We start from the raw sequence: 12,091 nt of genomic DNA on the forward strand, positions 1-12,091 counted from the left end.
CGCGGGAAGGGGGCTGGCACGGGCAAGGGCCGGCTAGGAGAGCGCGGCGACGAGGGCCGCGACGACGTCGTCGGCGGTTCCGGTCGGTGAGTAGCCGGCCGCGAACCGGTGGCCGCCGCCGCCGAACGAACTCGCGAGCACCGACACGTCGATCTCGGTCTTGGCCCGCAGGGACACCGACCACTGCCCCGGCTCGATCTCTTTGAGCACCGCAGCCACCTCGGCCTCGGACGTGGTCCGCACGATGTCCACGATGCTCTCGACCTCTTCCGAGCGCGCCGCCGCGTATTCCTGGTGCGACACAACGGCATACACCAGGCCCTTACCTCCGGCGGCCTCGGGCACCAGGCACGCCGTCGACAACACGCGGGACAGCATGGGCAGCCACGAGTACGGGTGCGTGTCGAGCAGCGCGCGGCTGACGGCGGCGTTGTCGACGCCGATGTCGAGCAGCCGCGCCGCGAGCCGATAGGCCCGGGCGCTGGCCCACCGGAACGAGCCCGTGTCGGTGGTCAGGCCGGCGTACAGGCAATGCGCCACCGGCAGCTCGATCGGCTTGTCCCAGGCGTCCAGCAGCTCGGCCACCAGCATGGTGGTCGAATCTGCCGACGGGTCAACGTAATTCGCGGTACCGAACAACCGGTTCGAGGCGTGGTGATCGATCACCAGCACCTGCCGTCCGGGATCGGCCAGCTTCGCCAGCGACCCGAGACGGTTCACGCTCGGGATGTCGACGGTCACCACCAGGTCGGCGTCCGGACGCATCTGGTCCGGCGGCACCAGCAGGTGCCCGCCGGGCAGCGTCTGCAGCGATTCCGGCACGGTTGCAGGGGCGGCAAAACCGACCTGCACATCCTTACCGGCCTCGCTGAGCACCAATGCGAGCGCGAGGCCCGCTCCGATGGTGTCGGCGTCGGGGTAGACGTGGGCAACCACGCTCACGCTCTCGACCGCACCGAGCAGATCAGCCGCACCGCGCGCGTCAACCCGCGCGCCCTGCGGCCGAATCTCAGTCGTCGGTTCGATCGCCGTCACCTGCATCCTCGGAATCGCTGTCCCCCACCACACGGTACGGATCGGCGTCACCGGCGTGCTTGGCACCTTCGCGGATGCGAGCCACGTCCTCGTCGGCGGCACGGGCCCGGGCCAGCAGCTCCTCCATCTTCAGAGCCGCATCCGGCACGGTGTCGCGCTCGAAAGTCAGTGTGGGCGTGAACCGAACCCCGGTTCCCGCACCGACTCTCGTGCGCAACGCGCCCTTGGCCTTCTCCAGGGCAGCCGCGACGCCGGCGTAGTCCGGCTCCTCGTCGAGGCTGGTCCCGATCACCGTGTAGTACAGCGTGGCGTCGTGCAGATCACCGGTCATCTTGGCATCGGTGATCGTCACGCCGTCGAGCCGTGGATCCTTGATCTCGTACTCGATCGCCGAAGCGACGATCGTCGAAATACGCTTGGCCAATCGCTTGGCGCGTGCTGGATCGGCCACCTAGGTACGAGCCTTCTCGACGAGTTCGTACGTCTCGATGACGTCGCCTTCCTTGATGTCGTTGTAGGTCAGCGTCAGACCGCATTCGTAACCTTCGCGCACCTCGGTGGCGTCGTCCTTCTCGCGCTTGAGCGAAGACACCGTGAGGTTCTCGGCGATGACGATGTTGTCACGCAACAGGCGGGCCTTGGCGTTACGCCGCATGATGCCCGACTGCACGAGGCAACCAGCGATGTTGCCGACCTTCGACGACCGGAAGATGGCGCGGATCTCGGCGCGGCCGAGCTCCTTCTCCTCGTAGACCGGCTTGAGCATGCCCTTGAGCGCGCTCTCGATCTCGTCGATGGCCTGGTAGATCACCGAGTAGTACCGGATCTCCACGCCCTCGCGGTTCGCCAGCTCCGTCGCCTTGCCCTCGGCACGGACGTTGAAGCCGATGATGATCGCATCCGAAGCCGACGCCAGGTTGACGTTGGTCTCGGTGACGCCACCGACACCGCGGTCGATGACGCGCAGTTCCACCTCGTCGTCGATCTGGATGCCCATCAAGGCCTCCTCGAGCGCCTCGACGGTGCCCGAATTGTCGCCCTTCAGGATCAGGTTCAGCTGGCTGGTTTCCTTCAGCGCCGAATCCAGGTCTTCCAGGCTGATGCGCTTGCGCGAACGTGCGGCCAGCGCATTGCGCTTGCGCGCGCTGCGCCGGTCGGCGATCTGCCGGGCGATGCGGTCCTCGTCGACGACCAGGAAGTTGTCGCCGGCGCCGGGCACCGAGGTGAAACCGATGACCTGGACCGGACGCGACGGGAACGCCTCTTCGACGTCCTCGCCGTGCTCGTCGACCATGCGGCGGACGCGGCCGTAGGCGTCGCCGGCGACCACCGAGTCACCGACGCGCAGCGTGCCGCGCTGCACCAGCACCGTGGCGACCGGGCCGCGACCGCGGTCCAGGTGCGCCTCGATGGCCACACCCTGGGCCTCCATGTCGGGGTTGGCCCGCAGGTCCAGCGAGGCATCCGCGGTCAGCAGCACTGCTTCGAGCAGGCCGTCGATGTTGGTGCCCTGCTTGGCCGAGATGTCCACGAACATGGTGTCGCCGCCGTAATCCTCGGCCACCAGGTTGTACTCGGTCAGCTGCGCCCGGATCTTCTGCGGATCCGCGCCTTCCTTGTCGATCTTGTTGACCGCCACCACGATCGGCACATCAGCGGCCTGAGCGTGGTTGATGGCCTCCACCGTCTGCGGCATGACGCCGTCGTCGGCGGCGACCACCAGGATCGCGATGTCGGTGGCCTTGGCACCACGGGCACGCATGGCGGTGAACGCCTCGTGACCCGGGGTGTCAATGAACGTCACCAGACGCTCGTTGCCGTCCAGCTCGGTCAGCACCTGGTAGGCGCCGATGTGCTGGGTGATGCCACCGGCCTCGCCCTCGCGGACGTTCGCCTTACGGATCGTGTCGAGCAGTCGCGTCTTACCGTGGTCGACGTGGCCCATGACGGTGACCACCGGCGGCCGGCTGGCCAGGTCGTCCTCGTCGCCGGCGTCCTCGCCGTAGGTGAGGTCGAACGACTCGAGCAGCTCGCGGTCCTCGTCCTCCGGGGACACGACCTGCACGACGTAGTTCATCTCGCTGCCCAGCAGCTCGAGGGTGTCGTCACCCACCGACTGGGTGGCGGTCACCATCTCGCCCAGGTTGAACAGCGCCTGCACCAGCGAAGCCGGGTTGGCGTTGATCTTCTCGGCGAAGTCGCTCAGCGACGCGCCGCGAGCGAGGCGGATGACCTCGCCGTTGCCGTGCGGCAACCGCACGCCACCGACGATCGGGGCCTGCATGTTCTCGTATTCGGCGCGTTTTGCGCGCTTCGACTTACGGCCACGACGGGGTGCGCCACCGGGACGCCCGAAGGCACCCGCGGCACCGCCGCGCTGACCGGGACGACCGCCGCCGCCACCGGGACCACCGCCACCGGGAGCACCGCCGCCACCGGGGCGACCGCGGAAGCCACCACCGGCACCGGCACCTGCACCACCGCCGGCGCCACCGCCGCGGTAGTTACCGCCGCCACCGGCACCGCCGGGACGAGGGCCACCACCGGGACGCGGACCGCCACCGGGGCCGGGACGCGGACCACCCGGACGACCGACGGCACCCGGACGGGCACCCGGCGGACGCGGGGGCATGTTGCCGGGCGTGACACCCGGACGCGGGCCACCGCCCGGACGGGGTCCACCGGCGCCGGGACCCGGACGCGGGCCACCGGGACCGGGAGCCGGACGCGGGGCCGGGCGCTCGACCGGCTGCTGGGAAGAGAACGGGTTGTTGCCGACGCGCGGAGCTCGCGGGGCCGGCTTGGGGGCGCCAGGTCGCGGACCCGGGGTCGCGCCCGGGGTGGCCGGACGCGGCTGAGCCGGAGCGGCCGGGGCGGCCGACGCTGCCGGAGCGGCGGGCTCTGCGGGAGCCGGGGCCTGGGGCTGCGGAGCCGCGGGCCGGGGTGCGCCCGGCTTGGGTCCACCGGGAGCGGGAGCCGCCGGTGCGGGTGCTGCGGGTGCCGGAGCAGCCGCGGCCGGGGCCGCGGGCGCAGGCGCGGCAGGTGCCGCGACGGCAGCCGGCTTGGGTGCGCCGGGCTTCGGGGCACCCGACGGCTTGGCGGCCGCGGGAGCCGGTGCGTCGGACTTGGCGGGCTTGCCGCCGCCGAACGCCTCACGCAACCGGCGTGCGACGGGCGCCTCCACAGTGGAGGACGCAGATTTCACGAATTCGCCCTGTTCGCTCAGTCGGGCGAGCACTTCCTTGCTGGTGACACCGAGTTCTTTTGCCAACTCGTGTACGCGTGCCTTACCTGCTGCCACTTCTCTCCTCGTCGTGAGGCGTCAGCGGTGGGTAGGCCGCGCCTCGGTTTAGCTATGACGCATGGTCATCGGGACTTCACGGTGTGCTCATGTTCTTCGCTACCTGTTCTCTTGCTGTGGTGTTCCGGGTTCGTCAGGCGGGTAAGGCACTGAAGAACTCTTCGACCGCAGAGGTGTCCGGCGAACCGGTGATGCGCAACGCTCGGGCGAATGCTCGCCGCCGAACTGCCGCGTTGAGGCACTGCTGAACCGGGTGCAACCACGCACCCCGACCCGGCAGGCTACCCGCTGAATCGACCGAGACGGCGCATTTACCGTCCCCGTCGCGTACAGCTGCCACTCGAAGCAAGTCGACGGCCAGCTCTCGTTTCCGGCAGCCGATGCAGGTACGCACCGGAGCTGTCGGAGTCTCGCGCTGGATCACAGTGCAGTCTACCGTCTCGGGGCCCTTGAACTTCAATCGCGGTCTCGGCCCCGACACGCCGCCGGTAACTGCGGGTTTTTGCTCAGCGGTCGCGGCCGCCGCCATGGCCTGCCGACCGGCCACCGGCGTCCGCACCCTGACCGTCGGCGTCACTGCGGATGTCGATGCGCCAACCGGTGAGACGCGCCGCCAGGCGGGCGTTCTGGCCCTCCTTGCCGATCGCCAGCGACAGCTGGAAATCGGGCACCACGACGCGTGCCGCGCGCTGTGCCTCGTCGATCACCGTCACCGATACGACCTTGGCCGGCGACAGGGCGTTGGCGACGAACTTCGCCGGGTCCTCGTCGTAGTCGATGATGTCGATCTTCTCGCCCGAGAGCTCGCTCATCACGTTGCGCACGCGCTGACCCATCGGGCCGATGCAGGCGCCCTTGGCGTTCAGCCCCGGCACCCGCGACGCGACGGCGATCTTGGATCGGTGCCCGGCCTCACGCGCCACCGCGACGATCTCGACCGACTCGTCGGCGATCTCGGGGACCTCCAGCGAGAAGAGCTTGCGCACCAGGTTCGGGTGGGTCCGCGACAGCGTGATGACGGGTTCGCGGGCGCCGCGGGTGACCCCGACGACGTAGCAGCGCACGCGGTCGCCGTGCACGTAGCTCTCCCCCGGCACCTGCTCGGCGGCCGGGATCACGCCCTCGGAGCCCTTGGCCTCCGTGCCGACCCGCACCACCACGAGACCGCGGGCGTTGGCCCGGGCGTCGCGCTGGATGACGCCGGCGACGATGTCGCCCTCACGCGCCGAGAACTCGCCGTAGTTCTTCTCGTTCTCCGCGTCGCGCAATCGCTGCAGGATCACCTGACGCGCGGTGGTCGCCGCGATCCGGCCGAATCCCTCGGGGGTGTCGTCCCACTCGTGGATGACGGTCCCGTCGGTGTCGGTCTGGCGGGCGATCACCCGCACGATGCCCGACTTGCGGTCGATGTCGATGTACGCGTCGGGCTCGTGCCCTTCGGTGTGGCGGTACGCGGTCAGCAGCGCCGTCTTGATCGTGTCGACGACGACGTCGACGCTGATTCCCTTGTCCGCTTCGATGGCATGTAGTGCCGCCATGTCGATGTTCATCCGTCGGCCCCCTCTCCGGTCATACCCGCCAGCTCCAGTTCCCGGCGATTGGGTGGTGAAAATTCAACCTGTACAACAGCTTTCGTAATGTCCGCGAGCGCGACGGTCTGCACCGACAGCACTCCGCGGTTGGCGACGACCAGTTGGATCGCGCTGCCGTCGTGCTCGCCCAGCCGGCCCGTCAGCGACGTGCCGTCGGCCAGGGTCAGCGCGACCTTGCGACCACGGGCGCGACGGTAGTGCCGCTCCGCGGTCAGCGGACGCTCCACGCCGGGCGAGGTGACCTCCAGCACATACGGCTCGGAATCGGCGGCCACCTGGTCCAGCAGCTCGGATGCGAGGCGGGAAAGGTCGGCGACGGCATCGAGGTCAAGACCCGAGTCGCCGTCGGCCACCACGACGATGCGCGGAGGTCGCTTGGCAGCGTCGACCCGCACATCTTCGATGTCGTATCCGGCGTCCGCAAAAGCACTGCTGAGCAGCTCAAGCACTTGGCCTGTGGTCGGTAACCGACTGGGTGGCAGCGGTCGTTCCGGCGTGTCCCGGGCCACGGCGAGCTCCTCATCTTGAGTTGTGCGGACAGGGCCCCCAGAAGGGTGAACCCGGTACCAACGATACGCCAGCAGCGCATGGCCGAATGGCAATCGCGATCGCGGCACCGGAGAACATCCGGCGCCGCGGTGCCCGATGGCCGCTGTCCGCAATGGCAGGATGTGCCTGTGCCGCACACCGAAACCACCGTCAGCCGACGGCGTGTCCTGTTGGGCACGGCAGCTCTGGCGCTGCTCGGCGGCGCGGCGTCGGCCTGCGGGTCGGCACCGCAGCGCGATCCTGCCCTGGACATCCTGACCGCCGAACTCGACCGGGCCCGCCACGACAGTCAGCTGGCCACGTCCGCCGTCACCGGCGTACCGCCGCAGCTGGCGCCGGCGCTGACGGCCGTCGCGGCACTCCGGGACGCACACGCCCGCGCGCTGTCCGACGAACTGACCCGGATGGGCAACCCGCCGTCTGCCGCACCGTCGTCGACCACCGAGACCTCCGCCACCACCTCGCCGACGCCTGGCGCCACCCCGCCGCCGGCACCCCCGGCACCTCAGGAAGTCGTCGCGGCGCTGGAACAGGCCGCCGACAGTGCGGGCCGCGCCGCGGCCGGCCAATCGGGCTACCGGGCCGGGCTGCTGGCCTCGATCGCCGCCGCGTGCACCGCGGCACACACCGTCACCCTCGCCGGACAGGCCGCGCCATGACCAGCCCGCAACCCACCCCGACCCGCCCGGGCAGCGCCGCCGACGCCGCGCTGTACGACGCGATCGCCACCGAACACGGCACCATCTACGGCTACGGCCTGGTGTCGGCGCACACCACGCCGGACGTCAACGATCTGGTGGCCGAGGCCATGGCCAAGCACCGCGCCAACCGCGAAGCCGGCATCACCGCGCTGGCCGGACGATCGGTGCCGGCTCCGCTGCCGGCCGCGGGCTATCAGCTCCCCATCGACGCGAACAACCCGGCGGACGCGAGCAAACTGGCGCTGCAGATGGAAGAGGACACCGCCGTCGCGTGGCGCGCCGTGGCCGAGCAGGCCACCACCACCGAGGACCGGACCCTGGCCGTGAAGGCCCTCACCGATTGCGCGGTGCTGGCCGCCCGGTGGCGCGCGGCCCTCGGCGTGACGCCGGCCGTCGTGGCGTTCCCCGGCGGCGCCGAGCAGTCCTAGACGTCAACGCCGCGGATCGCAGTCACCTGGTGACCGCAATCCGCGGCACAACGAGGCCTACCCCGCCAGCGCGGCCGTGATCGCCGCCGCGGCGCCGTCGACCGGCACTTCGGTCTTCTCGCCAGTGAAGCGGTTGCGCAGCTCGACGGTGCCGTCGGCCCAGCCGCGGCCGACCACGACGATCCACGGCACACCCAGCAGCTCGGCGTCCTTGAACTTCACGCCCGGCGACGACGTGCGGTCGTCCAGCAGCACGTCGAGGCCGAGGCGGTCGAGTTCGCCCGCCAGCTCGGTCGCGCCGGTGCGGGCCTCGGCGTCCTTGTTGGCGATGACCAGGTGCAGGTCGAACGGCGACACCGACGACGGCCAGCGCAGACCGAGCTCGTCGTGGTGCTGCTCGGCGATCACCGCGACCATGCGCGACACCCCGATGCCGTAGGAGCCCATGGTCAGCCGCACCGGCTTGCCGTTCTCGCCCAGGACATCGGCACTGAAGGCGTCGGTGTACTTGCGACCCAGCTGGAAGACGTGCCCGATCTCGATGCCGCGCGCCGACACCAGCGGTCCGGCGCCGTCGGGCGAGGGGTCGCCGTCGCGGACGTCGGCGGCCTCGATGGTGCCGTCGGCCACGAAGTCACGGCCGGCGACCATGCCGACGATGTGCTTGTTGGGTTCGTCGGCGCCCGTGATCCACGACGAACCGTCGACGATGCGCGGGTCCACCAGGAATCGAATACCGTTCTCCAGCAACGCCTTCGGACCCACATAACCCTTCACGAGGAACGGGTTGGCGGCGAAGTCGGCGTCGTCGAGCAGCGCGTACTCCGCCGGCTCGAGCGCCGCGCCCAGGCGCTTCTCATCGATCTCGCGGTCGCCGGGCACACCGATACCCAGCAGTTCCCACTCGCCGCCCGGCTGGCGCACCTTCAGCAGCACGTTCTTCAACGTGTCCGCGGCGGTGATCTCGCGGCCGAGGTCAGCGGTGTTGGCCCACTCGACCAGGGTGGCGATGGTCGGGGCGTCAGGCGTGTCGTAGACGACGGCCTCGGGCTGGCCCTCGATCGGCAGCGACTCGGGAACCGCGGTGACGACGGCTTCGACGTTGGCCGCGTAGCCGGACTGCAGGCAGCGCACGAAGGTGTCCTCGCCGACCTCGCTCTCGGCCAGGAACTCCTCGGAGGCGCTACCGCCCATGGCACCCGACACCGCGGACACGATGACGTACTTGACCGCCAGCCGGTCGAAGATGCGCTGGTAGGCCTCGCGGTGGGCGTGGTAAGCGTCCTTGAGTCCGCTGTCGTCGATGTCGAACGAGTACGAATCCTTCATGATGAACTCGCGGCCGCGCAGGATGCCGGCGCGCGGACGCGCCTCGTCGCGGTACTTGGTCTGGATTTGGTAGAGCCGCAGCGGGAAGTCCTTGTACGACGAGTACTCCCCCTTGACCGTCAGCGTGAACATCTCCTCGTGGGTGGGCCCCAGCAGGTAGTCGTTCTTGCGGCGGTCCTGCAGGCGGAACAGGTTGTCGCCGTACTCGGTCCAACGGTCGGTGGCCTCGTAGGGGGCCCGCGGCAGCAGCGCCGGGAACAGGATCTCCTGCGCGCCGATGGCGTTCATCTCACTGCGGACGACGTCCTCGATCTTGCGGAGCACCTTCAGGCCCAGCGGCAGCCAGCTGTACAGGCCGGGCGCGATCGGGCGGACGTAGCCGGCCCGGATCAGCAGCTTGTGGCTCGGCACTTCGGCGTCGGCGGGGTCGTCGCGCAGCGTGCGCAGGAACAGCTCGGACATGCGGGTGATCACGGGTGGCCAGCTTAATCGCGGCCCTGCCAGGTGCAGACACACACCTCGTTGCCTTCGGCGTCGGCGAGCACCCAGAACGCCGGCGCCTCCCGATCGCTGAGCAGCACGCCGCCCGCCGCCAGTGCCGCCGCGATGCGCGCGGACGCCTGGTCGTGCGGGACGTCGACGTCGAGGTGGATGCGATTGCGTTGCGGCCGTGGCACATCCATCTGCTGGAACCACAAGGCTGGGCCACGGCCGGCAGGATCGACGAGTCCCCCACTCAGATCCGACGGCCCCGCTTCGTCGACGTAGCCGGTGACAGCCTTCCAGAACGGGCGCACCGCGGGGATGTCGATGGCGTCGATCGCGACCTCGATCGCCTGGACGGAAACGCCGCCCGGCGTGGTCGCCGCGCCGCGCTCGGCGAGCGATTCAGAGATGCGGCGTGCCAACGCGATGTCGTGCGCGGTGACCCCGTCGGCCGAGCGCAAGCGCAACACCACACGGTCGGCCCGTACGTCGAGGGTCAAGTGTCCCTGCGCTTCTGGGCCGGTCCCCTCGACCACTGCGGCGGCCAGTGCCGCCGCAGTGCCCAAACCGGCCGTCGGCACTTCCGTGTAGACCGCGCCGAGCACCAGACGCCACCCCAGCGGGGTCACCGCATCCGAAATGTCCTGCCGCCGCATCATGATTCGGCCCCCGCGACCATGTCATACCCCCTGGCGGTCATGCCTCATGCATAGCACTGCGGCGCGTGAGACGCCCTCAGAGCAGCGCTTTGTTCACCACCTGCTCGTACGCGGTCTTGTCCGTCACGCTGACCGTCGGGCCGAACTTCAGGACGATGTTCATCGCCTGGAAAGTGCCCGGCGTCGCCCCCGCGTAGCCTTCGGCAGCGCCGGTCGTGGAGAACACCAGCACCGTGACGGTGTCGGTCTCGATGGCCTCGATGCACTTGATGTCGGGGCATTTCTGCTTGGCCGCATCCCGCGGGTTGGCCACCGGCAGGCCCGCGGCACCCATGTCCCGCACCACGGCCTGCGCGGTGACGGTGTTGAGGATCGGGGCGCCCGTCAGCGCACCGGCCTGTGGCCCGGGAGCCGGCGGGCGCTGGCATCCGGTGATCACCATCGCGGCGAGCACAGCCGCCACGATCACAGCTCGGGCTCGCATTGCAGTCATGCACCATCAATAGCAGTGAAACCTGGAGCGCCGGCCACCGGGCGATGAAGCCGACGGCCAGCTACAGCGTCGGGACCGCGTGCGGGCCGGCTGCCCCACCGCCGGCATTCGAGGTGGTCGCCGTACCGGGCGCGCTCGGCCGGCCGGACGGTGCCGCGGCTCCCGGCGTGCGCAGCTTGCCTGCCACCCACGGCAGTGAATCCGCGAAGGCCTCATTGGCGAAGCCCCAGTCGTGAAGTCCGAGCAGCGCCCGGATGTCGGCGTTGATGCCGTGCTGCTGGGCGATTTCGCACAAGGTGCCGGCCGCGATGTCCTGGCCCTCCGGGTTCGCGCGCGCATCGCGCGGCACACCGGGGCCGGGTGCGTGGCAGGCCGCGACGGTCCCGGGGATTTCGAACAGCCCGGAGATGCCGTGGTACCGGCCGTACTGCCGCATCACGGTGCTCGGATCGAACTCGGCCCATTTGGCCGCGTCACCCCCGTAGAGCTTGGCGATGGTCTGGTCCTTGCTGCCGATGTTCGGGCTCAGGTCCCCGGCGATGTCGACGAATGCGCTGAACAGGTTGGGATGGCGCGTCGTGAGCTGCACCGCGCAGGTGCCGCCCATGGACCAGCCGACGATGCCCCAATTCTCGGGCTTGGGACTGACGCCGAAGTTCGAGATCAGATACGGAACGACCTCTTTGGTCAGGTGGACCGACGAATTGCCGTGGCTGCCGTTGACGCATTCGGTGTCGTTGTTGAACGAGCCGGTGGCATCGGCGAAGACGAACACCGGCGCCTCACCGCCATGGGCGGCCGCGTAGTTGTCGATCGTGGCCTTGGCATTGCCGGCCCAGATCCAGTCCGCCGGGGTGTTGAGCTGCGAGCCGATCATCATGACCGTCGGCAGCTGCGGCGGCGGATTGCTCGCGAACCATGCCGGTGGCAGGTAGACGAGTTCGGCGCGGTGCGTGAAGTTCGATTCCTGCGAGCTGGTCGAGATGGGCACCACGACACCGCGCGGCGGCCGGATGCCTTTGAGCTGCATGGCCGTGACCGTCCATCGGTCCACCTCGTCGGGCACCTTGCCGACGGTGAACTTGTGCCACGCCACGTACGCCGTCGGGAAGTATCCGACCCAGACATTCATCATCAGCAGTGCGCAGAGTGCACACAGGGGCACCGCGAGCAGGGCCACCCCGCGGCGCCGCCAGGGCGATCCGCGCCAGCCGAGGATCAGGACCGTGGCGGCGAACCCGCCGAGCGCCGTCCAGATCCACAGCAGTACCGGGGCCGGGTCACCGGCGATACCGAGCGAGGTGATGTACCAGTACAAGCCGGCCGCGCACGCGACGCCGACGGCGAGCGCCCACGGCAGCCGGCTGATGCTCCACTGCCGCGACCGTCGCCCGACCGCACAGCACAGCACCGCGAAAGTCAGTAGCTGGATCAGAAACGGAAGCCACCCATGCGTCAGCGACGCATGGGTGACGAACGAAGGCACGCCGATCCTCCAGGAAGCTACGTCGAGATCGA

General features: G+C 69.6%; 12 protein-coding genes. 2 read left to right on the top strand and 10 right to left on the bottom strand.

Annotation, left to right across the window (positions count from 1 at the left end; translation table 11 throughout):
• Window positions 1-33: 33 nt before the first annotated feature.
• The 6 genes from BR47_RS0101255 to rimP form a co-directional block, all read right to left on the bottom strand.
• Window positions 34-1,041: a DHH family phosphoesterase gene (locus BR47_RS0101255; protein WP_286154327.1), complete on the bottom strand. Its 1,008-nt coding sequence runs from the start codon at window positions 1,039-1,041 to the stop codon at window positions 34-36.
• Window positions 1,010-1,486 carry a 30S ribosome-binding factor RbfA gene (gene rbfA, locus BR47_RS0101260; RefSeq protein WP_020101951.1) on the bottom strand — a complete coding sequence of 159 codons (477 nt, stop codon included), beginning with the start codon at window positions 1,484-1,486 and terminating at the stop codon, window positions 1,010-1,012. Before rbfA ends, BR47_RS0101255 begins: the two co-directional genes overlap by 32 nt.
• Window positions 1,487-4,336, bottom strand: coding sequence for a translation initiation factor IF-2 (gene infB, locus BR47_RS32380; RefSeq protein ID WP_081831162.1), 2,850 nt, complete (start codon window positions 4,334-4,336; stop codon window positions 1,487-1,489). It lies immediately after the preceding gene.
• Between the two features lie 133 nt (window positions 4,337-4,469).
• Window positions 4,470-4,865, bottom strand: a complete 396-nt coding sequence (locus BR47_RS32385) for a YlxR family protein (RefSeq protein WP_081831183.1) — start codon at window positions 4,863-4,865, stop codon at window positions 4,470-4,472.
• Entirely contained in the window at window positions 4,843-5,886 is a 1,044-nt protein-coding gene (nusA, locus tag BR47_RS0101270) for a transcription termination factor NusA (protein ID WP_020101953.1), read from the bottom strand. The genes BR47_RS32385 and nusA overlap by 23 nt, the downstream gene beginning before the upstream one ends.
• Window positions 5,883-6,437, bottom strand: a complete 555-nt coding sequence (rimP, locus tag BR47_RS0101275) for a ribosome maturation factor RimP (protein ID WP_036426523.1) — start codon at window positions 6,435-6,437, stop codon at window positions 5,883-5,885. Before rimP ends, nusA begins: the two co-directional genes overlap by 4 nt.
• A gap of 168 nt (window positions 6,438-6,605) precedes the next feature.
• Between rimP and BR47_RS0101280 the strand changes: the two genes are divergently transcribed.
• Window positions 6,606-7,136 carry a hypothetical protein gene (locus BR47_RS0101280; RefSeq protein WP_029118348.1) on the top strand — a complete coding sequence of 177 codons (531 nt, stop codon included), beginning with the start codon at window positions 6,606-6,608 and terminating at the stop codon, window positions 7,134-7,136.
• Entirely contained in the window at window positions 7,133-7,606 is a 474-nt protein-coding gene (locus BR47_RS0101285) for a ferritin-like domain-containing protein (RefSeq protein ID WP_029118349.1), read from the top strand. The genes BR47_RS0101280 and BR47_RS0101285 overlap by 4 nt, the downstream gene beginning before the upstream one ends.
• 57 nt (window positions 7,607-7,663) lie before the next feature.
• Here BR47_RS0101285 and BR47_RS0101290 read toward each other — a convergent pair whose 3' ends face one another.
• The 4 genes from BR47_RS0101290 to BR47_RS0101305 form a co-directional block, all read right to left on the bottom strand.
• Window positions 7,664-9,409: a proline--tRNA ligase gene (locus tag BR47_RS0101290; RefSeq protein WP_020101957.1), complete on the bottom strand. Its 1,746-nt coding sequence runs from the start codon at window positions 9,407-9,409 to the stop codon at window positions 7,664-7,666.
• A gap of 11 nt (window positions 9,410-9,420) precedes the next feature.
• Window positions 9,421-10,080, bottom strand: coding sequence for a 4a-hydroxytetrahydrobiopterin dehydratase family protein (locus BR47_RS0101295; protein WP_029118350.1), 660 nt, complete (start codon window positions 10,078-10,080; stop codon window positions 9,421-9,423).
• A 76-nt stretch (window positions 10,081-10,156) separates the two neighbouring features.
• Window positions 10,157-10,573: a hypothetical protein gene (locus tag BR47_RS31850; RefSeq protein ID WP_141772140.1), complete on the bottom strand. Its 417-nt coding sequence runs from the start codon at window positions 10,571-10,573 to the stop codon at window positions 10,157-10,159.
• Window positions 10,574-10,634: 61 nt separating this feature from the next.
• Window positions 10,635-12,059 carry an alpha/beta hydrolase gene (locus tag BR47_RS0101305; RefSeq protein ID WP_029118351.1) on the bottom strand — a complete coding sequence of 475 codons (1,425 nt, stop codon included), beginning with the start codon at window positions 12,057-12,059 and terminating at the stop codon, window positions 10,635-10,637.
• Window positions 12,060-12,091: the final 32 nt, after the last annotated feature.

The organism is Mycobacterium sp. UNC410CL29Cvi84 (genome assembly GCF_000686745.1).
GTDB classification, from domain to species: domain Bacteria; phylum Actinomycetota; class Actinomycetes; order Mycobacteriales; family Mycobacteriaceae; genus Mycobacterium; species Mycobacterium mucogenicum_B.